The sequence below is a fragment of the Methylocaldum sp. GT1TLB genome, from assembly GCF_051027445.1.
GTDB lineage: Bacteria > Pseudomonadota > Gammaproteobacteria > Methylococcales > Methylococcaceae > Methylocaldum.
In genome coordinates this window covers 32,298-58,557 of sequence record NZ_CP194898.1, presented here as the reverse complement: position 1 = coordinate 58,557, position 26,260 = coordinate 32,298, and the positions used below count along the sequence as shown (strand labels likewise).

Annotated in this window: 19 protein-coding genes and 1 CRISPR repeat array (1 of these 20 running past the window's edge); of the genes, 15 read left to right on the top strand and 4 right to left on the bottom strand. The window is 59.3% G+C overall.

Annotated features, from left to right (window positions below; all coding sequences use genetic code 11):
* Window positions 1-75: 75 nt before the first annotated feature.
* The 3 genes from ACR2R1_RS00260 to ACR2R1_RS00250 all read right to left on the bottom strand — a co-directional run bounded on the left by ACR2R1_RS00260 (window position 76) and on the right by ACR2R1_RS00250 (window position 5,875).
* A complete protein-coding gene (locus tag ACR2R1_RS00260) occupies window positions 76-3,243 on the bottom strand; it encodes a discoidin domain-containing protein (protein ID WP_434112143.1) in 3,168 nt (1,055 codons plus the stop codon).
* A 42-nt stretch (window positions 3,244-3,285) separates the two neighbouring features.
* A complete protein-coding gene (locus ACR2R1_RS00255) occupies window positions 3,286-5,001 on the bottom strand; it encodes an ABC transporter ATP-binding protein/permease (RefSeq protein ID WP_077729254.1) in 1,716 nt (571 codons plus the stop codon).
* Between the two features lie 412 nt (window positions 5,002-5,413).
* The gene (locus tag ACR2R1_RS00250) at window positions 5,414-5,875 is read right to left on the bottom strand and encodes a hypothetical protein (protein WP_077729255.1); all 462 of its coding nucleotides are present in this window, start codon (window positions 5,873-5,875) and stop codon (window positions 5,414-5,416) included.
* A 543-nt stretch (window positions 5,876-6,418) separates the two neighbouring features.
* On the opposite strand from ACR2R1_RS00250, the gene rpoD reads away from it, so the two are divergent.
* Window positions 6,419-8,221, top strand: a complete 1,803-nt coding sequence (gene rpoD, locus ACR2R1_RS00245) for an RNA polymerase sigma factor RpoD (RefSeq protein WP_280858449.1) — start codon at window positions 6,419-6,421, stop codon at window positions 8,219-8,221.
* A 221-nt stretch (window positions 8,222-8,442) separates the two neighbouring features.
* On the opposite strand, the gene ACR2R1_RS00240 is transcribed toward rpoD, so the two are convergent.
* Window positions 8,443-8,625 carry a hypothetical protein gene (locus ACR2R1_RS00240; RefSeq protein ID WP_434112139.1) on the bottom strand — a complete coding sequence of 61 codons (183 nt, stop codon included), beginning with the start codon at window positions 8,623-8,625 and terminating at the stop codon, window positions 8,443-8,445.
* A gap of 54 nt (window positions 8,626-8,679) precedes the next feature.
* Between ACR2R1_RS00240 and ACR2R1_RS00235 the strand changes: the two genes are divergently transcribed.
* From ACR2R1_RS00235 to ACR2R1_RS00170, 14 genes are all read left to right on the top strand, one after another.
* Entirely contained in the window at window positions 8,680-8,988 is a 309-nt protein-coding gene (locus ACR2R1_RS00235; protein WP_077732654.1) for a GYD domain-containing protein, read from the top strand.
* A 320-nt stretch (window positions 8,989-9,308) separates the two neighbouring features.
* The gene (locus tag ACR2R1_RS00230) at window positions 9,309-9,764 is read left to right on the top strand and encodes an archease (protein ID WP_347258395.1); all 456 of its coding nucleotides are present in this window, start codon (window positions 9,309-9,311) and stop codon (window positions 9,762-9,764) included.
* 25 nt (window positions 9,765-9,789) lie between these two features.
* The gene (locus tag ACR2R1_RS00225) at window positions 9,790-11,220 is read left to right on the top strand and encodes an RtcB family protein (RefSeq protein ID WP_077732655.1); all 1,431 of its coding nucleotides are present in this window, start codon (window positions 9,790-9,792) and stop codon (window positions 11,218-11,220) included.
* A gap of 445 nt (window positions 11,221-11,665) precedes the next feature.
* On the top strand, window positions 11,666-14,491 hold the full coding sequence (gene acnA, locus ACR2R1_RS00220; RefSeq protein ID WP_434112137.1) for an aconitate hydratase AcnA: 2,826 nt from the start codon (window positions 11,666-11,668) through the stop codon (window positions 14,489-14,491).
* A gap of 348 nt (window positions 14,492-14,839) precedes the next feature.
* Window positions 14,840-15,802 carry a CRISPR system precrRNA processing endoribonuclease RAMP protein Cas6 gene (gene cas6, locus ACR2R1_RS00215; protein ID WP_434112135.1) on the top strand — a complete coding sequence of 321 codons (963 nt, stop codon included), beginning with the start codon at window positions 14,840-14,842 and terminating at the stop codon, window positions 15,800-15,802.
* Between the two features lie 78 nt (window positions 15,803-15,880).
* Window positions 15,881-16,990, top strand: a complete 1,110-nt coding sequence (csm6, locus tag ACR2R1_RS00210) for a CRISPR-associated ring nuclease Csm6 (RefSeq protein WP_434112133.1) — start codon at window positions 15,881-15,883, stop codon at window positions 16,988-16,990.
* A gap of 16 nt (window positions 16,991-17,006) precedes the next feature.
* Window positions 17,007-19,670, top strand: a complete 2,664-nt coding sequence (cas10, locus tag ACR2R1_RS00205) for a type III-A CRISPR-associated protein Cas10/Csm1 (RefSeq protein ID WP_210023805.1) — start codon at window positions 17,007-17,009, stop codon at window positions 19,668-19,670.
* A 12-nt stretch (window positions 19,671-19,682) separates the two neighbouring features.
* Window positions 19,683-20,177, top strand: a complete 495-nt coding sequence (csm2, locus tag ACR2R1_RS00200; protein ID WP_077732660.1) for a type III-A CRISPR-associated protein Csm2 — start codon at window positions 19,683-19,685, stop codon at window positions 20,175-20,177.
* Between the two features lie 15 nt (window positions 20,178-20,192).
* Window positions 20,193-20,909 carry a type III-A CRISPR-associated RAMP protein Csm3 gene (gene csm3 / locus ACR2R1_RS00195; protein ID WP_077732661.1) on the top strand — a complete coding sequence of 239 codons (717 nt, stop codon included), beginning with the start codon at window positions 20,193-20,195 and terminating at the stop codon, window positions 20,907-20,909.
* Between the two features lie 16 nt (window positions 20,910-20,925).
* Window positions 20,926-21,159, top strand: a complete 234-nt coding sequence (locus ACR2R1_RS00190) for a hypothetical protein (RefSeq protein ID WP_133716869.1) — start codon at window positions 20,926-20,928, stop codon at window positions 21,157-21,159.
* Window positions 21,159-21,557: a type II toxin-antitoxin system VapC family toxin gene (locus ACR2R1_RS00185; protein WP_077732663.1), complete on the top strand. Its 399-nt coding sequence runs from the start codon at window positions 21,159-21,161 to the stop codon at window positions 21,555-21,557. Before ACR2R1_RS00190 ends, ACR2R1_RS00185 begins: the two co-directional genes overlap by 1 nt.
* Before the next feature lies 1 nt (window position 21,558).
* Complete coding sequence (gene csm4 / locus ACR2R1_RS00180; RefSeq protein WP_434112130.1) at window positions 21,559-22,530, top strand: type III-A CRISPR-associated RAMP protein Csm4; 972 nt, start codon at window positions 21,559-21,561, stop codon at window positions 22,528-22,530.
* Window positions 22,527-24,197: a type III-A CRISPR-associated RAMP protein Csm5 gene (gene csm5, locus ACR2R1_RS00175; RefSeq protein WP_168175549.1), complete on the top strand. Its 1,671-nt coding sequence runs from the start codon at window positions 22,527-22,529 to the stop codon at window positions 24,195-24,197. The genes csm4 and csm5 overlap by 4 nt, the downstream gene beginning before the upstream one ends.
* A gap of 53 nt (window positions 24,198-24,250) precedes the next feature.
* Window positions 24,251-24,733, top strand: a complete 483-nt coding sequence (locus ACR2R1_RS00170; RefSeq protein WP_077732665.1) for a Uma2 family endonuclease — start codon at window positions 24,251-24,253, stop codon at window positions 24,731-24,733.
* A gap of 104 nt (window positions 24,734-24,837) precedes the next feature.
* A CRISPR array of direct repeats spans window positions 24,838-26,260; the repeat unit is 36 nt; unit sequence GTTTGAATCGAGACCTTATGAAGAAGGGATTAAGAC (it continues 83 nt past the right edge of the window).

Genomic DNA, 26,260 nt, shown 5'->3' with positions numbered 1-26,260 from the left:
GAAACGGTCAGTTCTCGGTTACGATTCACCCGCAGTTCTTATCGGTGCAAGCGGCTCGCCGTGGAAAATCTCGGGTCAATAGCGGAAAACCACCTCGGCCGGAAGATCCCGAAGTAAGAATCGGCCATTGGTCAACGTCTGCGCCTTGCCGTTCACTTCGATCCGGCGCGGCGCCTGCGGCAGGGGCAGATCGATGATGATGTTTTCCGGCGGGATCGTCAGACCCTCATCGATCCGGATCCGGGTTTCGCCGGGGGCAGGCACTTCGGCATGATAACTCAGTATTCCATAGGACGTTTTCAGCCCCGCGACTCCCACGCCCCCCGCCGCTTCCACCCAATGGCGCGGCAAACCGGCACCGATCACCAGGCGCCGATCGGTCTCTTCGTAAGCAAACAGGGTCAGGAAAGCCTGGATGAATTCCGCCCCGATCCACGAATGAGGCATATCGCCGATGAAACGCGGCGCGAGGGGATCGCGCCAGACGATCTCGGCCCACTGATTCCACGCAGCCGGGCGTCTTCCTTGGAAAAGAAACTGTAGCGTCCTGAACGCCGCATCCCGTTTTCCGAGCCGAACCAGGGCGCCGACATTGCGGAATTCGTAAGGCGCATAGGCCTGCTCATCGAGCTCGCGTCTTATCCGGGCCTCGACATCGCCGGCATAACGACCGAAAGTCCGCTGAAAAACCGGAGCCAGGGGTCCCGTTGCCTCGCCGCCGATCGAAAGGGCGATCGCCGTGGAGGTCGGATCGTAGTCGCCGAGCTCCGCGGAACCGGGAACAAAGTCGATGCCGAACTTGCGTCGAGTCAAGCCGATCGAGCTGTGGACATCGGCGCGCAGAGCATCCCGCAATTCGGCATAGCGGGCCGCTCGTTCGCGATCGCCGACGGCGGCGGCCAATTGAGCGGCATCGTCGATGCCCCGGATTGCCCAGAAATCATCCCAGTAAGAATGGACCGGACGGGCCACATAGCCTTCGTGACTGGCCGATTCCGGTATGAGGCCGAAGAAACGAAAAGCTTCGCCTTTGGTGTAATCCTCGGTCAAACGCTGCCGCCGCAGGGCGGCTAGGTAGTCGATGGTCCGCGTTATGCGGGACCACAAGCTCTTCAGGAACTCGAGGTCGCCGGTATAGCGGTAGTAATTGGCGATTGTGTAAACGAATTGACCGGCACTGTCATGCTCGATCATGGCGTCCGGACCCCACGGGTCCAGGCAGCAGGGAATCGCTCCGTCCGCCGTCTGATAGCCAGCGTACCAGCGGATAAACTCGCGCACCTCCGCCGCATGGCCGAAGGCCAGAAGCGTAGCGGAGGTAATCGCCCCATCCCGAATCCAGGTGCGGCCGTAGCGTCGCGAACCGGGCCGCAAGGCCTGTCCGTCGCGATGAATCAGGATGTAGGCGAGATTGCTCTTCACGGTGCGGACGAAATCCTCCTCGGCCGGCGGCACCCGAAACGCGACCTGCCCCAGTTCCCTCTCCCACTTTCGAACGATCTCGGCGTATTGCCTTTCCCAGAATTGGCCGGCATCCGCGCCATGTAGAAGTCTTTTCGGGCTACCCGGATCGCCTTTTGCGGGAAGCGCAAGATAAACATCCCGCGTTTCGTCAGGCGCGAGAACGAGCGGATAACGAAGCACGCCGCTGGCCAATCCGTTCGCATCGGTTACGGCTTTCGCGGGCGGAACGGCGTCTCGAGCCAGATCCAGAGTGATCGGATAACCATCTAAGCTCGTGACGCCGGCTTGGGCGGCCGGCGTCAGCGGCACGACGAGACGGTCGTCGCCCCGGAGAACGGCATTTTCGCATCCAAGCCTGTAGATACGCGAAACGCCGCCCATGGTATGCAGGGATTGCCACGGCGGATTCGCCAGGAACGGGCGCACGGCGAGAAAAAGACTTGCTTTCACGGCCGCTCCAGTGTGGTTCTCGACTCGATAACGGGCAAGGATCGAACCTTTCGGATCATCGCTCGCCAGCGCGGTGACCGTGAGATAGAGCGGCCCTCGTTCCAAGCGCACCGAAGGAATCGGCAGATAGCCGCGTTCGAGAGAGGGCTTAGCGGTTCCGTCGGCCCAGCCATGGAGCCGTCCATCGACATAAAGAAAAGGCTCCACGGAAAACGCACCCTCGTCGACCTCGAGCATGCCGTCTTCGTTCAGAAGGGCTTCGCGTTCCGCACCTCGGCGTTCGGTTCCGGAACTGCCTATCACCGTCCAGTAGGTTTGCTCGCCTAAAAAATAACGGGGGTAAGCCCCCCTTTCGGAATCGCGGGCGATGCGTTCGAACATTCGGTTGGACGAAGAACTGAAGTCGATCGGCGCGACCTCGACGCGGCGAATTCCGAAACCCTTCCCGCGCCGGCTTTGCGCCAGGGAAAGCCGCACGAAACGGGACTCCGACTCAGGCATAGGAATGTAGTCGCGCCGGCCGTTGCCTTGGGTTACCGCATAAGCCCTGTGCCAATTTCGGCCGTCGTCGGAACGTTCGACCGAATACGCCGTGGCATAGTCCTCTGGGTGCCAATCGATGATCAATCCGCCGTACTCCCGGCGCTCGCGGAAGTCCAGAAGCAGCCACTGAGGTTCGCGGTTGCTCGCGCTATGCCATGCCGCTTCGGGGTGCTGATCCAGCAACCGCGCCGGTTCCAGCCCCGGAAGCGAACTCGACGCCGTCAAGAACGGCGATCCGGAATAAGCGCGCTGCGGCGGAAGCGGTTCGAGTCGCAGATCGTCGATCCAGAGCGTGCCGCGGCCTCCGGTTCCGCGCGCGATCACGAACTCGATAAGCCCTAGTTCCGCCAATTCTTTTTCGCCCGCCGGCCCCCAGGCAAACTCGAACCGGCGACGCTTGACGCGCAGCGTCTGCCAGGTTTTGGGGAAACGAAATTCGGGATCTCGGAAGCGCCAGACATTTTTGCCCGACCGGTCGACCAATCGGATCTCGAGAACGTTGGGCGGCGCGGTGCCGCGTAGGGCTAAAGTAACGGCGTAATTATCGGGCAGCGCAATCGGAAACGGCTTGTGGACGATGACTTCGCCGCCGCCCTTCCGGAAATCGAAGTCGATGCGTAAGGCCGATCCCTCCCGGCCCCGGTCCGGCGCCAATGATACTCGGGCTCCCTGCCCTGCGACGGTGCTCCAGCCCTCCCCCCGTCCGAACCTGTCCAACACCTGTGCGGAATCGGCCGGCGCGGTTCCGGCTGCCGCGACAAGCATCAGAAATGCAATGAGTGCCAATCCGAGTCGGAACATAGCCGCCGAGGACAAATCGCTTCCATATTATTCTTCATCCTGAATCAACCGCCATTTCCATCCACCGTCTCCGGCGAGTTCGAGGACGGCATCGTAGTTCTCCAGCTTCTCATCGGTGCCCCTTCGTCCAGTCGTCCATCGACTGAACGTGACATAAGTGATTTCGCTTTTCGAGAGCATCCTCAACAGCTGGCCGGCCTCGTCGGCCCGCATGGAAGTACTGATGCGATCCAGAAAGGCGAAACGCGGGGCGGCCAGCATGAGACGGGCAAAAGCCAATCGCTGTTGCTCCCGGAGCGAAAGCATGTGGTCCCAATCCCGCTCGACATCGAGCCCGCCGATACGCGCCAATATAGGCTCGAGATCCAAAGCGCGCAGCACGCCCAGTATTCGGTTTTCCGCGATCGATTCCTCTGTCCCGCTGCGAACGAGCAATTCCCGCAGCGTGCCCGGTGGAAGGTAGGGCCGTTCCGGAAGAAAGTAAATCTGATTGGACTCGGGTCGAACGATACGCCCCGTTCCGCTATCCCAGATACCGGCAGTGGCTCGGAACAATGCCACTTTGGCCTCCTCGCTCGGCCCGATGACCAAAACCCTGATTCCGGGCGAAATCGAGACGGTCAAATCCTTGATCAAGGGACGGCCATCGCTCGGCGACAGCACGTTCAGCCCCACATAAGCCACGTGCTCGCCTTCGCTAGTCTCGATGGCCGATCTTTCGGGCGCTCGAGCCCCGCTGATGGCCTCGGCCAACGAACCGAGCCGCGCGATCACCGCAGCGAACGAAGAAATCGATTGGAACTGCGTGACGATCAGCGAGAAGGCGCCCACCAAATGGGCGAAGGCTATCGCCGACTGAGTGATCACGCCGAACTCGACGCGCCCTTGAATGAAAAAAGGCGCCACGACGAGGGCGGGGATGATTTGGATCAGGTAGTTATAGCCCGTGGTAAAGAAATTAAGGTTCCGGTTCACCGTGATGATCCGCCGAAAATTTCCCGTCAAATCGTCAAGATGACGCAAGAGCCGGGCGCCAAGCCGCCGTTCGCGGTGCAGCAGCGCCACCGACGCGGCATTCTCCCGGACATGGATGAGATCGGCCCGGAAATTGGCTTCCTTATCGAGCTGGGCATAGTTCAATTCGACCAGCGTTCGGCCCAACACAATGGTCAGGTATGAACCGCCGGCGGCATACGCGATGGTAACGGCGAACAGGATCGGACTGATCGACCACATGACCCCTGAAAATGCCAATACGGTGAACGTGGCATTGAGGAGCATGAGTACGAAGGACAGCGTGGTTGCGGTAAATACCCTTATATCCTCGGCGATACGCTGGTCCGGATTGGTAATCTTCCCGGTTTCATCCAGACGGAAATAGGCCCTGCGCTCGAGGTAGTGGACGACCGCCAATCGCGTCAGCCACTCTCGCCACAGCAAACCGAGCCTTTCTTCGGTAAACCGGAAAATCGCCGCCACCGCCGAGGCCGCGACAAACACGCCGATCCAGAGAAGGGCCTGGCCAGTGAACGCGGACACGTTACGGTGTTCGATCGCCGTCATGAAATCCCGGCCGACGTAGCTGCTGACCACATTCAGGCCATTGACCGCGAACAGCAGGAGAATGAGCCCCGCGAACAGCCGCTTGGCCCGCCCGCCGACCTCGGAACCGGCGAAACTCTTGACCGAGCGGATAAATTGATCCCAAGTCTGCCGGTTGATCAGTACTTGTCGTCCATCCATCCGTTACGCTACCTGCTGGGGTTGGCCGCTGCCCCGGCGGCTCGAGCCGTGGGTGCCTAGTGGTTGCCGTTGAGTCGCCATGGTCATCCTTCCTTTGGTTCCGTTCGGTCCGAATCCATCCTGTCCAGGCCGGGTACCGCGACTGGCTTATCTATTAATCAGGCCCGTAAATACCCTCCTGGTCTTTCGGGCCGCCGCCCAGGCCGGTACACGCCCGGCCTGGGCTCACGCGGCTTGTCGCCGCGCCGGGGCATCCCTGCCCCGGATTAACCCGGCCTATATTTATAGGCCGGGTTAATAACGCCAGTGTGGAGCAAGGCCTTTTCCGTGGCAAGTTCGGACAAACGTGCTCCATGTTCTAGCACCGGGACCAAACGGGCGAAGATGGGGTATTCGACGATGCGCCCGCTATTCAATACGCCCAAGCTTCGATCTTGCCGTGTTTCGTGTAGACGGAGCCGGGCGACATCAGCCAGCCGGCGTGGTAAACGTGTCGGATTTCTTCCTCGGCCCCGTCTACCGTATTCTCACTCATCGGCATGCCCCATGAGGCATAAAGAGCGCATCGGCTCATGCCCTTTTGGATTCGCTTCTGCTCCACCAGTACCCATTCTTCCGGAGTAACCAAGTTTCGCCGCTCGATTTCATGCCTGTATTGATCTGCCCGGGAATTGGAAATGAACCAGGTAGCGTAAACCGCGTACCCGCGACAAACATCGAGATCGCTGAGACCGTTCAGACGGGCCGGATCGATCGCGCAACCGGAGACACCTATCATGGCCAGCACCAACGGGAGCCAACGAATGCCTATCGCATCGATCGGCCGGGCGCTCACTAGGGGCTCGCCTTCCGAGCTGAACGGTAAGGTAAGCATCTGGACGAATCTACGAGCATGGGTGCCTCGCCCGGAAAACTGAGGAAATTAAAACGACTGGCACTATTGTCTCCCCGATCGCGTCAAAGTTTATGTGTAGCCTTGTCGACGAGTCGCTATACCCGGCCACTGAACGCCCGATGAATTAGACCTTGTTTCAAATCCTCGGTTGCTGCGCGGCACTCGCGCCCCGCTCCGAACTCGCCCAATAGATACGGAACTTAAGCGCCCATGGGTAAGTCTATTGCATTGAAAAACCGACAGAACTTCTATAAAGACGGTCCTCTCCCACGGTACCGCGTTCATTCCGAAAGACTTCCCGGTCTATTGGAAAAGCAAGATCTAGCCTTATTTAAGGCCTAGCCGACCGAGCGAAGACGCTCACCCGTCGAGATAATCCGGAACGTCGGCAAGCGTGGAACCCGAATTCAATCCAACGGAACCTGTTTACAGATAGTGATCGATATTCGTCGGTTTTCTCAACGATTTCCATAAATAGACAAGTTTGAATTTTTTAGCAACATAGCTAGTACGACTACTCAGTTGATGAATCAAGAACAGCAGCAATTTCAGCTCGAAGAGCTCATCGCCAAGGGCAAAATCCAGGGCTATCTGACCTACACGGAGATCACCGACCATCTGCCCGACGACATGGCCGATCCGGATCAAATCGAAGATATCGTCGGCCTGATCGAGGATATCGGGATCGACGTGTACGAAGAGGCGCCTGACGCCGATCTGATTTCCGTGCCGGCGGTTGTCACCGAGGAGGATGAAGAGGAAACCGCAGCCGTCGCCGCAGTGCTGACCTCGGCGATCGATGCCGAACAAAAACGCACGTCCGATCCGGTACGCATATACATGCGTGAGATGGGGGCCGTGGATTTGCTCACCCGGAATGAGGAGTTGAGCATCGCCAAGCGGATCGAAGAGGGCCTGAACCAGGCGGCGCAGGAATTGGCGCGTTTTTTACCCGCCATGGACCATTTTCTCAAGGCTTTCGAAACCATCGAGCGGGGCGGCGTACGTCTGTCCGATCTGATTTCGGGTTTCGTCAGTCAGGTACCGCAGTCCGAAGAAGTTTCGCTCGACGCGGAATCGGACGCCGAGTTACCCGAGGAAACCGAAAGCAGTCCGGATTCCGTGCAAGTAAAGGAAAGACTGGCGGAATTCGCCAAGCGTTACGACACCGCGCTCAGCATGCTTCAAGAATTCGGCTACCGCCACGAGCACACGGAAAAAGCCTTCCAGGCTTTGACCGAGAGCTTCCTGGAATTCAAGAAAACGCCACAGTTTCTTAAGGAACTGACGGGAGTTTTACATAGCACCGTCGCCAAGATTCGCGAGCAGGAAAGATCGATCCAGGATATCTGCGTACACCAGGCAAAAATGCCTCGCGCGGAGTTTATCGATTCTTTCGTCGGAAACGAGACTTCTCCGGATTGGCTGCCGGAACAGTTGAAAAAGGACGCGCCTTTTGCCGAGCCGCTGGCGGCATTCGCCGACAGAATCGAACGAGCTCAAAACGAACTGGCCCGAATCGAACAAGCGACCGGACTTTCGATGGGTGACATCAAGGAGATGAACAGACGTGTCTCGATCGCTGAGAATCAGGCACAGCAAGCGAAAAAGGAGATGGTCGAGGCGAATCTGCGGCTGGTGATCTCCATTGCCAGGAAGTACACCAACCGGGGCCTACAATTTCCCGACCTGATCCAGGAAGGCAATATCGGCTTGATGAGAGCGGTGGACAAATTCGAATACCGACGCGGTTACAAGTTCTCCACTTATGCCACGTGGTGGATTCGCCAAGCGATCACGCGGGCCATCGCCGACCAGGCGCGTACCATTCGCATCCCGGTCCATATGATCGAAACGATCAACAAGCTGAACCGGATCTCGCGCCAAATGTTGCAAGAGCTGGGCCGCGACCCAACGGTGGAGGAACTGGCGGAGCGCATGGACCTGTCCGAGGACAAAGTGCGGGCGATACTCAAGATCACCCGAGAGCCCGTTTCGATGGCAACCCCCATCGGCGACGACGGGGACACCCATCTGAGCGATCTGATCGAAGACCCTTATGCCACGTCGCCGGTCGAGTCGGCGACGACTTCGGGCTTACGCGAAACAACCCGGAAAGCCCTGGCCGGTCTGCCCGAGCGGGAAGCCGAAGTCCTGCGCATGCGTTTCGGCATCGATATGAGCACCGACCATACCCTCGAGGAAGTCGGTAGACAGTTCGACATCACCCGCGAGCGCATCCGCCAGATCGAGGTGAAAGCACTGCGCAAGCTCCGTCAATCCTCGGGTTCCGAACCGCTACGCAGCTTCCTCGATTTGGGCTGATAAGGATAGTTGTCGGCAAGGGACTGCCGCCCGGCCACCGCCCCTTTCATCGGCGAGCGGTGGATTTTATCCTCGTAGCGCCGGGCGCCGGTTACGGGGATCTCCTTACTTGACAGCGTCTCGGGGCTGGCGCATTTTCTATTTTTGCCGATAGAACTTACGCAAATCCGCTGCTTGTCTCCTCTCCCTCCGAGAGAGGGTCAAAGTGAGGGAGTTGAAAATCAGGGAAGGTTTTCTTTTTTCGATTCCGCCATGCTCGCCTTCTCTGAACGTCCCTCTTCTTCCAATCGCAAACGTCGCTTCAGTAGCGACTTTTCCCAAAGGGCGAAAGGTTCAAAGGTTCCGTTCTTCTTACGGAAGAAAGAGGCAGGAATCGAAAAATGACGAGAGCGATCAAACTGCACAAGCTCTGATCGAAACGCTTTGGATTTTCCAATCTCCAGAGAAGGAGGTATACGATGGCCACTTATGTATTGCTGACTACCTTAACGTCCGAAGGCCGGCAGACTCTGCACAAGAATCCCGACCGGATAGTGGAAGTGAACAAAGAAATCGAGCAATTCGGGTGCAAAGTTCTTACCCAATATGCCCTCCTTGGGGCTCACGATTTCTTGACCATCATAGAGGCGCCAGACAATGAGACTGCCGCTCATCTTGCGGTCGATTTGGGTTCGCGCGGCTCGGTCATTCCCATGACCTTGCCAGCCATGCACATCGACGATTTCATCAAGAAGCTCAAAGGGCCGAAGCAAATGGGGCATGGTTAAGAGCCCACTGAGCAATTCGGACGGCCTGCGAACGCTCGATCGGCCCCGCCGCGCCGCCGAAACCCGTTTTGAAGGAAGGACTTCCGAGTTGTCGTGGCGTCCGAGAACCGAATTTTTTCGGCGCCACGATCAACCAAAGATTTCCGGATAATTCCATCGTTCCTAAGGGTCCCAATATAAGTTGGGCACTGTGCAGATCGATCGGCCAATCAAGAACCAGCGAAACAGGCCATTCCGCGTTCATCCGCTTTCGCAAGGCCGACGAATCTACCGGAAAGCCTTCAGGCGCGACGATTCCAAATCCCGTCAAGAGGCAAGTCATGAGCACCGAAACCGGCCAATTGCAACCCGCAACCGATGCGTCCAGTTGGGAGCATTTTCCGCACATGGCCGACATGGGCGTGCGCGGCCGAGGCGCTACGATCGAAAAAGCTTTCGCTCACGCCGCTGAAGCGCTGAACGCCGTCATCTGCGATCCCGTCCAGGTCGGAACCACGACGCCGGTCGAAATCCGTTGCGAAGCGCCCGACATAGAATCGCTGCTGGTGGACTGGCTGAATGCACTCGTTTATGAAATGGCGGTGCGCCAGATGGTATTCGGCCGCTTCGACGTCAGTATCGACGGTTCCGCCTTGCACGCCACCGCCTGGGGCGAACCCGTCGAACGGGAACGCCACCACCCCGCGGTTGAGGTCAAGGGCGCCACGTACACCGAGCTCAAAGTCTATCGGGATGAAAACGGCGTTTGGATAGCGCAATGTGTCGTAGACGTGTAAAGCATCAGTCAAGAGAGGGTCGACGATGGATATCAATCGCCTGACGCGGCTATCCGAATTCGCCTGGCGCATCGAGCCGGTGAACGGTATGCGGGTGCCGGTCATCATTTATGCCGATGAAACCTTGATCGGCGACATGGATGAAAAAGTCAGGGAGCAGGCTGTGAACGTTACCATGCTGCCGGGTATCGTCGGCGCGTGCTACGCCATGCCGGACGCCCATTGGGGTTACGGCTTTCCGATCGGCGGCGTGGCCGCGTTCGATGCCGAGCAGGGTGGCGTCGTCTCGGCCGGAGGCGTGGGTTTCGACATCTCATGCGGGGTTAGAACCCTGCATACCGGTCTTAAACGCGAACAAGTGGACCCGCTCAAAAAGGAACTCGTCGATGCTCTGTACGCCACCGTACCGGTCGGCGTCGGCAGCCGCGGCCATATCCGCCTCGATCACGCTCAAATGGACGAAATGCTGTCCGGCGGCGCCGAGTGGGCGGTTCGGCAAGGCTATGGCCGCCCCGAAGATCTGGAGAGGATCGAAGAGCGCGGCCGGATGGCGGGCGCCAAGCCGGACGCCGTGTCCGTTCACGCCAAGGAGCGACAGCGAGCGGAGATGGGGACGCTGGGTTCGGGCAACCACTATCTCGAAGTGCAGGAAGTCAGCGAGATTTACGATCCGGCCATCGCCGCATCGTTCGGCCTGGCGACAGGCGACGTGGTGGTCACCATCCACTGCGGTTCCAGAGGCTTGGGCCACCAGATCGGCACCGACTTTCTCAAGCGCATGCAGGCGGCCGCGGTGCAATACGGCATCGCCCTGCCCGACCGGGAATTGGCCTGCGCTCCGATCGAATCGCCGGTCGGTCGGGAATACCTCGGCGCGATGCGCGCCGCGATCAATTGTGCGCTGGCGAACCGGCAGATCATCACGCATCTGACCCGCAAGGTGTTTGCGGAAATCCTGCCCGAAGCCCGGCTCGATTTGCTTTACGACGTTTCGCACAACACCTGCAAAGTAGAAGAGCACCTGATACAAGGCCGGAAAAAGCGGGTCTACGTCCATCGCAAAGGCGCGACGCGGGCTTTCGGTCCGGGCCATCCGGATTTGCCGAAAGTGTTTCGCGAGACCGGACAGCCGGTTTTGATCGGCGGTTCGATGGGAACGGCGTCCTACATCCTGTCGGGCACTGCGAGCGGCGAAACCTTGTCGTTCGCCTCCGCCTGCCACGGCGCCGGGCGAGCCATGAGCCGCCACCAGGCCGTGCGCACCTGGGGCGGCCGAGAGGTGGTCGACGAACTGGCCGCGCGCGGCATCATCGTGCGCAGCCCCTCGTGGCGCGGAGTCGCCGAAGAAGCGCCGGGCGCCTACAAAGACGTGCACGACGTCGTGATAGCCGCGGATAGAGCCGGGCTCGCGCGCCTGGTGGCCAAGGTCACGCCGATGGCTTGCATCAAGGGGTAACCGGCGCTTCCCTTTTTGCAGCTGGACTAAGAGCCTATCTCAGTAGGCTCTTAGCGCGTTTTTCATCCCGGTGTACGGCTTCGTGTCGGGTGGGAGGAACGTAGGTCGGCAATCCCTTGCCGACTTATCGGCTCGGCAAAGGATTTTGTTGGAAGGGGCGTCCTGGCGCTCCCAGAACGGCCGTTTTGCGATTGGAAGGGTCGCGACTGAAGCGACCGTTTGCGATTGGAAGGGTCGCAACTGAAGCGACCGTTTGCGATTGGAAGGGTCATTCGGGCGCTCCAATCGCAAACGACCTGGCCGGGAGCGCCGGCCAGCCCCTTCCCCGGATGACCGTTTGCGATTGGGAAGGGATTGCCGACCTACCTATCGGGCCCTCTGACACCGAATCGGAAAATGCTCTAAGGCTCCACGGCTGGTAACGGCTTGAAAACGGGAGACTCGAATGAAAAACAGCTTCAGCGCCCGCTCGACGCTTCGTATCGGCGGCCGCGAATACGCGATATACCGGCTGGACGCCGCGGGCGACGTGAACCGCCTGCCGTACAGCCTCCGCATTCTGCTGGAAAACCTGCTGCGCAACGAGGACGGTGTGACCGTCACCCGCGAGGATATCGAAGCCCTAGCGGGGTGGAATCCCAAGAATCCGCCGGACCGCGAGATCGCCTTCTCGCCGGCGCGAGCCCTCCTCCAGGACTTCACCGGCGTGCCGGCCCTCGTGGACCTGGCCGCCATGCGCGACGCCATGGCCGAACTGGGCGGCGACCCGGCCAGGATCAATCCGCTCATCCCGGTCGAACTGGTCATCGACCACTCGGTCCAGGTGGACGCCTTCGGCACACCCGAGGCGTTCGAGAAAAACGTCGAGCTCGATTACCGCCGCAACGTCGAGCGCTACGCCTTTCTGCGCTGGGGCCAGCAGGCCTTCGACAACTTCAAGGTGGTACCGCCCAATACCGGCATTTGCCATCAGGTGAACCTCGAATATCTGGCGCGCGTCGTTTTCTCCACCGACGAGAATCCCGAACTCCCTCGCAACGGCGGACTCCCCCTGGCCTATCCCGACACCTGCGTCGGCACCGACTCCCACACGCCCATGGTCAACGGTTTGAGCGTGCTGGCCTGGGGCGTGGGCGGCATCGAAGCCGAGGCCGTCATGCTGGGGCAGCCCGTTTCCATGCTCATTCCCGAAGTGATCGGCTTTCGATTGGAGGGTGAGCTGCCGGCAGGCGTTACCGCGACCGATCTGGTGCTGACCATCGCCGAGATGCTCCGGAAGAAAGGCGTGGTCGGCAAATTCGTCGAATTCTACGGTCCCGGCGTCGCCGCTCTCAGGCTGGAAGACCGCGCCACCATCGGCAATATGACGCCGGAGTACGGGGCGACCTGCGCGATATTCCCGCCCGACGACGAAACCCTCCGCTATCTGCGTTTCACCGGCCGTCCCGAGGAACGGATCGCGCTGGCGGAGGCCTACCTGAAAGAACAAGGGCTCTTCCATAACCCCGACGCGCCCGAGCCCATCTTCACCGATACCCTGGCGCTGGATCTCGGCAAGGTACAGCCCAGCGTCGCGGGCCCCAAGCGTCCGCAGGACCGCATCAGCCTCCCCGACGTGAAGCGGGTCTTCCACGAAACGCTCCCGTCGCTTCTTCCGGCCGCGAAGAAACCTGCGGAATCGCACTCGCCAGAGCCTGAGCTCCGCATCGATCACGGCTCGGTGGTGATCGCCGCCATCACCAGCTGCACCAACACATCCAACCCTTCGGTCATGATCGCGGCGGGGCTTCTGGCCAAGAAGGCCTGCGAATACGGGCTAACGCGAAAACCCTGGGTGAAAACCTCATTGGCGCCGGGCTCCAAGGTCGTGACGGAATATTTCCGCCAGGCCGGTCTGACGAAATACCTCGATCAACTGGGCTTTCAGACCGTCGCCTACGGCTGCACCACCTGCATCGGCAATTCCGGGCCGCTGCCGCCCGAGATTTCGGAGCAGATCCGGGAGCGCGGGCTGGTGGCTTGTTCGGTGCTCTCCGGAAACCGCAATTTCGAGGGGCGCATCAACCCCGAAGTGCGCGCCAATTTCCTGATGTCGCCTCCGCTGGTCGTGGCGTTCGCCATCGCCGGCCGGATCGACTGGGACCCGCACCGGGAGCCGATCGGCACGGGCAAGGACGGCAGTCCCGTTTTTCTCAAGGACATTTGGCCGACCGAGGAGGAAATCAGAGAGACGATACGCACGGCCATCCGTTCCGACATGTACCGCGCGAGCTACGGTCAAGTGTACGAAGGCGACCGGCGCTGGAAATCCATGCCCATTCCTTCGGCAGACCGCTTCGCCTGGGACGAGAACTCCACCTACGTCCGCCAGCCGCCGTACTTCCAGGGAATGCAGGCAGAGGCACCGAAGAGCGTGGAAGATATCCGCGGCGCGAGGGCCATCGCCCTGCTCGGCGATTCGGTCACGACCGACCACATCTCGCCGGCCGGAAGCATCCAGAAGGACTCGCCGGCCGGAAAATACCTGATCGGGCACGGCGTGGAACCGCAAGACTTCAACTCCTACGGCTCGCGGCGAGGCAACCACGAGGTCATGGTGCGCGGCACCTTCGCCAATGTCCGCATCAAGAACCGTCTCGCGCCGGGAACCGAGGGCGGCTACAGCACCTATTTCCCGGAAAACGCCGTCATGACCATCTACGACGCGGCGGTGCGCTACCAGCAGGACGGCACGCCGCTCTGCATCCTGGCGGGAAAAGAATACGGCTCGGGCTCGTCCCGCGACTGGGCGGCTAAAGGACCTTTTTTGCAGGGGATTCGGTTCGTCCTCGCCGAGAGCTACGAGCGCATTCACCGATCCAATCTGGTCGGGATGGGCATCCTTCCCCTCCAGTTCCGGGACGGCGAGAACGTCGAATCGCTGGGCTTAGGCGGCCGCGAGACCTTCGCCGTGCTCGGGCTCGGAGAGGCCATAGCCACCCGCTTCGCCAACGGCCGCGACGTAACCGTACAGGCCACGGACGAAAACGGGCGAATCAAAGAATTCCACGCAACGATCCGCATCGATACCCCGCAGGAGATGCTGTACTACCTGAACGGCGGCATCCTCCAGTATGTTCTCCGCCAGCTCCTGGCCGGAAAAAAAGCCGAGACCATCTTCGATGCGATGACGACCGCCCCCCGGCCGGCGCCGCAAACGCCGCCGTCCGAGGGTATGGTCGACGAAGGCTCCAAAGACTCCTTCCCGGCGAGCGATCCGCCTGCTTATTGAACCGAATCCGGAGGATGCGGCGAGCAAAGCGAGCCGCCCTTCGACTTCGCTCAGGACAGGCATCATTCGCGGATGCCATCGGTGCGGCTCATGCCGGACCTCCTTGTCCGGCACCCTACGGGCTCCGTGCAAACCGGCTATCCTGCCGGTTTGTCGTTCCTCACCGCGCCCTACAGGTCGTAGGATGCGGTGAGCGAAGCGAACCGCCCTTCGACCTGGCTCAGGACAGGCATCGATCGAGGGCCGACCGGCGCGGATCGTTCGAAGACTTCGCAAGCTTGCCGAATCTTTCCTAAACTAGGCGAACGGTATGTACTGAACGCCCAGCAACAAAAACAAGAAAGCCTCATGTCCTCCGCCCGCCAACTCCCGTCGCTGCCCCTGGCAGTGTTCCGCTGTCATTTCGAAACCACCGAACCGCTCCGCCTGCCCGCCTACGCCGGCTCCGCCTGGCGCGGCGCCTTCGGCCACGCGCTCAAGCGCACCGTGTGCGTGGTTCGGGGGACGGAATGCCCTTCCTGCCTTCTCTACCGAAGCTGCGTCTACCCTTACGTCTTCGAAACCCCGCCTCCGCCCGACAGCGAAAAAATGCGCCGCTACACCACGGCGCCGCATCCCTTCGCGCTGCGCATAGACCCGCGACAAAACGGCTCGCCCTATGCATTGGGCTTGACACTGTTCGGACGCGCCGACCGTCATCTTCCCTACTTCATCCATGCCCTGGACCAGGCTGGAAAAGCAGGACTCAGTCGCGCTTCGCAAGCTTTCGAACTGATCAAAGTGGAGCAGGCCGATGCACCGGAGAATCCGATCGTCTACGAACCCGGCCAGCCCTTGAGGATGACGCCCGGCCGGACGCCGGCCATACCCGCCCTCCCCGAGCGCTTCGAAATCCGGATCGAGACCCCGCTCCGGCTGAAACGCGAGGACCATCTGGTGACGCCCGCGCAGTTCGGTTTCGGCGACCTGTTCGGGCATCTGCTGCGGCGGCTGTCCATGCTGAGCTACTTCCACACCGATACGCCGCTGGAGGTCGACTTCGCCGCCCTCGCACAGGCCTCGCGAAACGTGCCGGTGCATGAGCCCAAGCTCCGCTGGCACGACTGGACCCGCTATTCCTCGCGCCAACAAACCGCGATGCAAATGGGCGGACTGCTCGGCCGGTTCGAGCTGCGCGGCGAAGATGTCGAGACCTTCTGGCCCTATCTCTGGCTCGGCCAATGGACCCACGTCGGCAAGGGCGCCACCATGGGTCTGGGCCGCTACCGGATTCGCGCCGCAAGCTTGCCGGAAACCCTGGCCGACGCTTGACGGAGGCACACTGTAGACCGAAGGACAGGGACGCCAAGGACGGCAGCTCAACCGTTCACCCGACCGACTGCAACACAAATGACTTACCCTCGGCGAATTTTGCTCGTCATCACCGGCTTGACGCCTCAAGTCGTGACCGAAACCCTGTTTGCCTTATGGCAAGAGGCGCCCGAAACGCTTCCGACCGAGATCCACGTCATCTCCACAGCCGAAGGCGTGGAGCGGGCGCGCCTGACACTGTTCAGCGATGAGCCGGGCTGGTTTCATCGTCTGTGCAAGGACTACCGGCTGCCGCCGATCCGGTTCGGCGCGGATAGCCTGCACACCCTGACCGACGGCGACGGACGCCCCCTGACCGACATCCGTAGCGGCGAGGACAACACGGCGGCGGCCGACGGCATCACCGAGTGGGTGCGGCGGCTCACCGAGGACGACGACACCCAGTTGCACGTGTCTCTCGCAGGCGGCCGCAAAACCCTCGGCTTCTTCGCCGGCTACGCGCTGTCGTTGTACGGACGCCCGCAGGATCGTCTGTCGCACGTCCTGGTCGACGCGCCGTTCGAGTCGCACCCCGACTTTTTCTATCCTACGCCGTATTCCCATGTGATCTACGCCTATCGGTCCGACCAGAAGCCGCTCGACACCCAAAACGCCGCCGTCACCCTGGCCGACATCCCCTTCGTGCGACTCCGCCACGGCCTGCGCGAGGCGCTGCTCAAAGGCCGCAGCAGCTTCTCGGCGGCGGTGCGCGCCGCCCAAACGACCCTGGGACCCGCGCGCCTCGACATCGATCTCTCGGCACGCACCGTAACCGCCGGCGGCATCGCCATCCCCTTTCCGCCCGCCGAACTAGCCTTCTATGCCTGGCTCGCCCGGCGCGCGCAGCGGGAACTGCCGCCCCTCCCCTGCCCGCCCGACGGCGCACCGGACCGCGACTACGCCGAAGGTTTCCTGGCCGAATACCGCGCCATCATCGGCGAACTCGGCGACGATGACCGGGTGTTTGCGGGGCTCAAGCACGGCATGGACAAAAATTACTTCGAGCGGCGCAAGAGCCGGGGCAACCGGATGCTGCGGGACGCCCTGGGGGCGGGTGCCACCGCTTATCAGATCAAGGGTTTCGGCCGACGCCCCAGAACGGCGTATGGCCTGAGCCTGTCGGCCCATCAGATTGGATTTTGTGCTTGATTCAGAGGAGACCCGGATGAATTCCGAACGATTGGAAGCCTCGGCCCGCGTGGCCCTGGCAGCGTTTCTGCATGATTTGGGGAAGTTCGCGGAGCGTGCGTCACCGGATGTCGATGGCACCGTGCTGGAAACCCACCTGCAACTCTATTGCCCGCGTCACGAAAGGCCGGGCGGAGGATTCTGGTACAGCCACAAACATGCGGCCTATACCGCCCTCGCGGTCGACTGGCTGGAGAACGAAGGCTTGCCGCCGCTCAAGGGGTGGGCCATGGCGCCGTTCGCCGACTGGAAATCCCGCGACGTCGACGACTCGCTGGTCAACGCCGCCGCAAAGCATCACCAGCCGCAAACCTTCCTGCAATGGATCATCGCCACCGCCGACCGGGTGGCCTCGGGATTCGAGCGGGAGCAATTCGAGAACTACAACCGCGCCGAGGAAAAGACCTCCACCGGCAAGAACCATTACCAGGCGCGCCTGCTGAGCTTGTTCGAGCAGATCCGGCTGGAATCGGACTCCCCCGACCGATTCGCCTATCGCTATCCGTTGCGCCCCCTCAGTCCCGAAAGCCTGTTTCCGGAAAAGCGCGAGACTAGCGAACCGGACAACGATACCGCGGCGCAACGGGAATATGCCGCTCTCTGGGACGGCTTCAGGAAAAGTCTTGACGCCATACCCGAATCGCACCGCCATAGCCTGCCCTTGTGGCTGGATCATTTCGACACCCTTTGGCAGACCTACACCCACGCGATCCCGTCGGCCACGGCTTTCAACGTCAAGCCGGAAGTGCCGCTGTACGATCACTCCAAGACCACGGCAGCCCTGGCCGTGGCGCTATGGCGCTATCACGCCGATCAAGGCCACCCCCCCGCCGAACGCCTGGCGCGGCTGCGCGGCCGGGACGATTGGGACGAACCGAAATTCCTGCTGGTGCAGGGCGATTTCTTCGGCATCCAGAAATTCATCTTTGCCGGCGGCGGCGAGACCAAGAAGAACGCCGCCAAGTTGCTGCGCGGCCGTTCGTTCTATGTCTCGCTGATTACCGAATGCGCGGCGCTCAAGGTGCTGGACGAGTTGCAATTGCCCTCCACCAGCCAGATAACCAACGCTGCCGGAAAGTTCCTCATCGTCGCGCCCAATACCGATGAAACCAGAACCCGTCTCGCCGAAGTCCAGAAAACTTTCGACACGTGGTTCTTGAAACACAGCTACGGAGAAGCCGGACTCGGCCTGGCTTTCGAACCGGCCTGCTGCAACGACTTTCTCGGCGGGAAGGAAGGCGAAAGCCGCTTTGCCGCGCTCATGAAGAAGCTGCATCGAAATCTGGAGCGGACGAAATACGAGCATTTCGGTTTATGCGGCGGGAACGCTCCGAAACCCGTGTTCGAAGACTATCTCGACGATTTCGATAACGAGCTTGGCGCTTGCGCCGTCAACGACCGCGCGCCGGCGAAAGTCGAGAGGAACGACGTTCCTCTTAGCCGGCTCGCGGCGGACCAGATCCGGGCCGGCGAATTGCTGGTGAAGTGCGAAAGGCTGATTCTCAGCATCGCGAAGCTGCAGGACAACCGCACGCTGGACCTGCCGATCTTCGGCTATTACGTACACTTCACCGGCAACGAGGAAGCGTCCGGGCGCTTTGGCGGGGAAGTCAAGAACGGCAATATCCGGCGGCTGTTCGATTTTTCGCTGCCCGATCCGAACCCCGCCCGGCCGCTTTGGAACGGCTACGCGCGGCGCAACATTCGCGGCTACGTGCCGGTATTCGAAGACCTGGAATGGAAAGATCCGCGGTACGACCGGATTCAAAGCAACTTGAAAGACGAGGACGAGCCCGCCGCCGAGGATCTGAAAACCCTGCACCACATCGCCTGCGAAGACCTGGACGAACGCCGGGAATTTCGCGGCGTGACGGCTCTGCATACCCTAAAAGGCGACATCGACGACCTCGGCGCCATTTTCCAGCGAGGATTGAGGCAGCCGACCTTCGCCAAGATGGCGGCACTGTCGCGGCAGGTGAACAATTTCTTCGCCGTCTATCTGCCCTGGCTATGCCGGACGGAATACCGGAACAGCTATACAGTGTTCGCCGGCGGCGACGATTTCTTCCTGATCGGTCCTTGGAAAAGCCAGGTGGAGCTGGCCCATCGGATGCGCCGGGAATTCGGGCGCTACGTCGCGGAAAACCCGGAACTCCATTTCTCGGCCGGCCTCGCCGTGACCAAGCCGGCGGTGCCTATCCATTACCTTGCCGAAGGCAGCGAGGATGCATTGGAAGACGCCAAGAAGCACCGCCGCGGCGACGAAGAAATACCGGGCAAGAACGCCCTCACCTGCTTCGGACAAACCGTCGGATGGGAAGAGATGGACGCTCTGTGGGCATGTTATGAACGGCTGGCCGGGTTGGCGGGGGAATACCGGCTTTCCACCGCCTATCTCTATGGCTTGCTCGGGCTAGCGGATATGGCCGAAGGCATGGCGACGGACCCGTCCAAAACCCGGTGGCGCTCTTATCTGTATTACCGGACGTGGCGCATGGTGAAAAGCGAAAGGAAGCAGAGTGCGGAAGAGCAAACGGCCATGCACAACCGAATCGTCGCCGAAATCGAATCCGGCATTCGTCACTACGGGGCGGCTTACAAGATCGCCCTGCATTTGTATCTGTATCAACAACGTGACTAAAGGGGGGAAGCCATGAACTATTACGACAGAAGCAGGCCGCAGCAAGGCGGCGGCAGACAAAATCAGGATACGGGGCCGTCAAGGGAACTGGAAGAAATCCTGAAGCAGATCGACGTCGCGAACCCGAGCGGAGACTTGTTCGACGCGATCGCCGAACGCGCGGCCGAGGAAATCGCGAAATCGGCAAAAGCGGGCAAGAGAGACAAGAACAAATCCACCCAGCTCCGCCGCTTCTACGACGAGATTGTCATGTGGGACCAGCGGATACGCCAGCTGAAGGAGGACGAGCGAACCAGGATTTACGGCACCCAATACCTTCCACTCATCAAGATGCTCAACGCCAAGGCGGCCTATGCGGAGTCCCGCGAACTGATAGACCAGAATTTTCTGACGCTACTGCGGCATGGCCTGCGTCAGCTCGAACCGGATAAGCCCGAAGCATTCAAGAACTTCAAATTGTTCATGGAAGCCTTCATGGGTTTCTACAAGCTATACGGTCCGAAATAACCAGGGGAAACGCTCATGCAACTCAAAGCCATCAACCAGATCAGCGGCGAAATCAAACTCCTGACCGGCCTACGCATCGGCGCCGGCAACGAAGAAATGCACATCGGCGGGATGGACAACCCCGTCATCAAGCATCCCTATACCCAGGAACCCTACATTCCCGGCTCCAGCCTCAAGGGCAAGATGCGCAGCCTGCTGGAATGGCGCGCGGGTATCGTCGCGCTTTGCAAGGACAAGAAAGGCAATCCGGGCAAGCCGGTTTCCGTGGAACATTTGAAGGACATGAACGAGCGTCAGCGCCGAGATGCCGAAGCCATCATCCGCCTTTTCGGCATTTCCGGCGACGCCGGAGACGCGGCGGAAAAATACGGCCCGACCCGCATGGCGTTCTGGGACTGCAATCTGACCGAGGAACATCGGCAATTCGTTCGTGACAATAACTATCTCTACACCGAAGCCAAGAGCGAAAACAGCATCAACCGCATCACCGGCGTGGCCGATAATCCCCGCCAAACGGAGCGTGTTCCGGCGGGAGCGAAATTCACCTTCAGGCTTAACCTGAAGGTGCTGGACGAAAACGATACCGACCTGCTGGACCTGGTGAAAATCGGCCTCAAAATGCTGACGCTCGACGGCATCGGCGGGTCCGGTTCGCGCGGATATGGCAAGATTGAGTTCGACGGTCTAACGCTCAACGGGCAGGCATTCGATTTGCCCGAAACGCTATTTTGAATTGGAGGCGATCCGAATGAACACCGTACGCCAAATCATCGACGATGCACCGGAAACCGTCCCCGTGCCACCGGAATTTCGGCACAAGCGCGTAGAAATCACTTTTCGTCCATTGGAAGAAGGCCCTGTGGAAAAGGACGCCCACGGCTGGCCCGTCGGCTTCTTCGAAGCCACGGCCGGAGCATGGGAAGGCGAACCGTTGACGCGCGAGCCCCAGGGAGAATATGAGAAGCGCCTGGAGCTGGACTAATGTGGCTGCCCGACACCAACGTTTGGATACGCTATCTCAATCCGGCGCCGTCCCCGGTCAAGCAGCGCTTCATCGAGCACCTGCCTCAGTCCATCGTGCTCTGCGATGTCGTCAAGGCGGAACTCTATTTCGGGGCCTACAAGAGTCAAAGGCGGGAAGCCAATTTGAGCCTGCTCGAAACGCTGTTCGTCCAGTTCGTTTCGCTGCCGTTCGACGGCAACGCCGCCCGTCTTTGCGGCGAACTCCGCGCCGATCTCGCCCGAAAAGGCAAGCCTATCGGTCCCTACGACCTGCAGATTGCCGCCGTCGCCTTGGCCAACGATTTGACACTGGTCACTCACAATACCGTCGAATTCGGCCGCATCGACGGTCTTCGACTCGAAGACTGGGAGACTTGACGTGAAGCTTTACCGCATTCTGATACATCCCGGAACCGCCTTCGCCACGCCGCTCAAGGGCGACACCCTGTTCGGCCAGTGCTGCTGGGCGATCCGTAATCTTTGGGGCGAAGCCAGGCTGATCGAACTCCTGCAAGGCTACACCGATAACCAACCGTTTCTGGTGCTTTCGGACCCGGTCCCGGCGGGTTTCCTAGTCCGCCCCGCCGCGCCTCCGCATCTGCTTGGTCTCGATACGGAAAACCCCAGGGAACGCAAGCAGATCAAGGCTCGGCGCTGGCTGCCGGAGGACGTGTTGACGAAGCCGGTCGGCGCCTGGGGGCAGGAAGCACTGAGCGAAGCCGACATGATGGACCGGCTGCAACTGAAGGGGCCGTTTCTCCGCCACGAAAACCGCACTCACAACAGCCTGAACCGACTGACCGGCACCACCGGGGCCGGTGAAACCGGGTTCGCGCCGTACGATCGGGCGCTGACCTGGTATCACCCCGAGGTGCGTCTGTCGGTTTACGCGGCGCTGGATGACGACCGCTACTTCACGCTGAAGGACCTGAGCGAAGCTCTCGTGGCCATAGGCCAGCAGGGCTACGGCAAGGAAGCCTCCAGCGGACTCGGCAAGTTCGAGGTTCTGGACGCGGCGCCTTATGATGACCCGCCGCGTCCTGCCGCCCCGAACGCCTGGCTGACCCTGGCGCCCAGCGCTCCCCAAGGGCAGCAATGGAAAGCCGAGCGTTGTTACTACGAAACCTTCACCCGCTTCGGCCGCCACGGCGACCGCGCCGTGCTCGGCGGGAAGCCATTCAAGAACCCGGTGTTGATGGCCGACAGTTTCGCCATCCTCACACCCGCGATCTTCGAGCCCTCCGCCCGTATCACGGGACGGGGCATCGGCGGCGTTTCCAAAGCGATCGGCACCGCGGTCCATCAAGGCTACGCCCCAGTCTTCGGCGTGCAATGGGAGGAAGCACAGTGAGTTCTTTCTTAAACACCCAAACCGTTTACATCTCGACGCTCACCCCGGTGCATGTCGGCAGCGGCGAAGATTATTACCCCACCAATTACGTCATCGACGAGGGTTACCTGCACTATTTCGGGGAGTTGCAGTTGTTGGAAGCATTGAAACCAGCGGAGCTACATGAGCTTGCTAAATTGGCGGAAATTCGCGAAGGTCAGGCCGCCATCCGTCGGATGCAAAAGTTCATCCACGACAAACGCGCGTTACTCAAGACTTATGCGCAACATGCCATGCCGGTTTCGCCCGCCTTGGAGGGATTCTATCGAGACAGCATTGAAGGAAAAAAAGATACGAACAAACTTGCAATCCAGCGCAATACCTTCAACCTCCACACACAACGACCTTACATTCCAGGCAGTAGCCTCAAAGGGGCAATACGGACCGCGATTCTGGACACATGTCTGAAAAAGGACCGGCAGTACGCCGATCACCTAAAGAAGGCAGTGAACGACGCCGTCCATAGCTATGAAAACGCAACGGATCAGCGTGCGGCGAAACGGAACATTCAGCGCAATCTACGGCTGACAGGCCGGGATGTTCCAGGTAAGTTACTGAAATACAGTCATGTCACCGAAGACCCTTTACGACTGCTCAAGATCGGAGATGCGCCATATAACCATTCGGACGGATTGAATGGGCTGGAAATCAGATACGCGGTCAATCGAAAGAAAGGACGCTCAAAGAAAAAGTCGATGGCCGAAGAGCGGGATTTATACACCTTGCTTGAATGCCTCGGTGCCCATCGCAGTCGCAGCTTTCACACCGAATTGACTCTTTTGTCGAGCCGGGAATTGAGTCGCTGGCAAGACAAGCTTCCCTTCGAAAGCCTCTCAGACTTGGCTGATCTCTGTAATAGCTACTATTTCCCGCGCTTGTGCGCGGAACTCGATGTGCTGCAAGACCTGCAGTATGTCGATACCGATTGGGTCACTTCTTTGAGAAAGCTGCTTTCCGGCGAACTGCGCGAAGCGCTGAACCGTCGACAGGCATTTCTGCTCCGTGTCGGCAAACACTCGGGAGCCGAGCACACCACATTAGACAGCGTGCGCTGTATCGAAATCATGCAGAAGCAAGGTCAACCGCCTAAGTATCTCGACCACGCCACCACGCTATGGCTTGCCGTCGACGCCAAGGACCAGACCGGCGCCATGCTCCCCTTCGGCTGGATACTGGTCGAACTCGACGATGCCGGCCTGCGCGAAACGCACGCCTTCCTCCGACGTAACGCGCAAGCGGCCTACGATCGACTGGAACAGGAACAAAAGCGGAAATCCGAGGCCGAGCGGCTGCGGGCCGAACGATGCCGAGCCGAAGCCGACGCGCGGCGGCAAGCCGCCGAAGAGACCGCAAGAGCGGAAGCCCAAGCCGCCCGTTTCGCGGCCATGTCGGAAAACCAGCAGCGGACCGAAGCCCTGCGTGGCGAAATGACTGCGGCCAATAAGGGCAAAGGTCCCGGCAGCCAGTTGTACGACCGCTTACGGAATCTGATCCAGGAGGCGGCGAGTTGGGACGAATCCGACCGCCAGGCCCTGCGCCCCGTAGCCGTCGAGATATTCGACTGGCTCGGCATCCGCAAGGACGACGGCAAGCGCAAGAAACTGTTGCGCAGTCTCATGGCGCCATGATGAGCTTGCACTGAATCCGTCTATCGGTTTCTTCCGTCAGCGGAGAACACGTTATGAACTGGCAAGACATCTGCGATAACCCGTTATTCAAGGACCTTCCCTTCAAATTCGAAACCGACCGCTGGGGGCATATCGTCATGAGTCCGGCCACCGACAAACGTTCCCGGCTCCAAGGCGAGATTTTGAACCTGCTGAGGCAACATCTTCCCCACGGACGGGTATTGTCCGAGTGCAGCGTACAAACCGCCGAGGGCGTAAAAGTGGCCGACGCGGTTTGGGCCAGCGCGGAGTTTTTCGCCCACCGCGGTTTGGCCAATCCTTCCCCGGAAGCCCCTGAAATCGTGGTCGAAGTGCTTTCGCCGTCAAACGGCCGGGCCGAAACGGAGGAAAAGAAGGAACTTTATTTCGCCCGTGGCGTGCGCGCATTCTGGGTGTGCCGGGAAGACGGCGAAATGCTGTTCTACAACAACCACGCCCGGCTCGAACACAGCACCCTGGCGCCCGAATTTCCGACCCGTGTCGAGTTGCCCGCATGACGCTCCGAAAATCGCAATCACTCGACGCTAACTTTTCGGTAAGCCGATTTTTCTGCAAACCCCTTTGTAAACCATTGACTTTGGAGGTGTTTTAGACACGAGCCGTTTGAATCGAGACCTTATGAAGAAGGGATTAAGACATTGATTTTAAATGAGTTTATAATCTTCTCTTTAGTTTGAATCGAGACCTTATGAAGAAGGGATTAAGACTCCTGATTCTTGTCAATCAAGCGTCGATTCCAAGTTTGAATCGAGACCTTATGAAGAAGGGATTAAGACTGTCTATCCCACACAAAATCGCACATCTCCGCGTTTGAATCGAGACCTTATGAAGAAGGGATTAAGACCTGTTGGTTAGCGTGATCGTGTTCATTTTCGTCTGTTTGAATCGAGACCTTATGAAGAAGGGATTAAGACGCAGATAGACTACAAATTCTTGTCTGTCTTTGGGTTTGAATCGAGACCTTATGAAGAAGGGATTAAGACAAGCCAAATGATCGTGTTTCAAAATTTGAGCTTGTTTGAATCGAGACCTTATGAAGAAGGGATTAAGACCGTATTCGACTTTTGGGGCTGTAATGTCGACTACGTTTGAATCGAGACCTTATGAAGAAGGGATTAAGACGCGGGTTCCGTGGAAGCTGTTGGTTAGCGTGATCGGTTTGAATCGAGACCTTATGAAGAAGGGATTAAGACGTAATGAGTCTTCACATACATTGACCAGAAGGAAAGTTTGAATCGAGACCTTATGAAGAAGGGATTAAGACTTTCCGAGCGCTCGTAGCCATCTCAATTCTCCTTTGGTTTGAATCGAGACCTTATGAAGAAGGGATTAAGACGTGGTTTGGTTAGCGGACAGTTCCGCAGCGGCAGTGTTTGAATCGAGACCTTATGAAGAAGGGATTAAGACGCCTCATTGAATTCATACTCTGCGACTTTACAAAGTTTGAATCGAGACCTTATGAAGAAGGGATTAAGACTAGGTCCTCTAGACATAAACGCCGCTTCGAATTCCGTTTGAATCGAGACCTTATGAAGAAGGGATTAAGACCCGGCACTTCCACGGATAACTTTGAATCCTCTCGTTTGAATCGAGACCTTATGAAGAAGGGATTAAGACGTTTGTTTTGCATGGTACTTGTATTCCGCGCCGCGTTTGAATCGAGACCTTATGAAGAAGGGATTAAGACGGGCGGAACCGATCCGGGTTATACACACAGCCAGGTTTGAATCGAGACCTTATGAAGAAGGGATTAAGACGGGGCCATCTTTCGCAACCCCAGCCGTGTCTGCACGTTTGAATCGAGACCTTATGAAGAAGGGATTAAGACTGTAATCGCCTGACTAACCCATACCCACTAAAAAGTTTGAATCGAGACCTTATGAAGAAGGGATTAAGACATTGTGCATTCATGATTTTCACCTTTTTTTCGAGTTTGAATCGAGACCTTATGAAGAAGGGATTAAGACGGTCAGCGATGGACAATTTCCGCGCTGCATCCATGTTTGAATCGAGACCTTATGAAG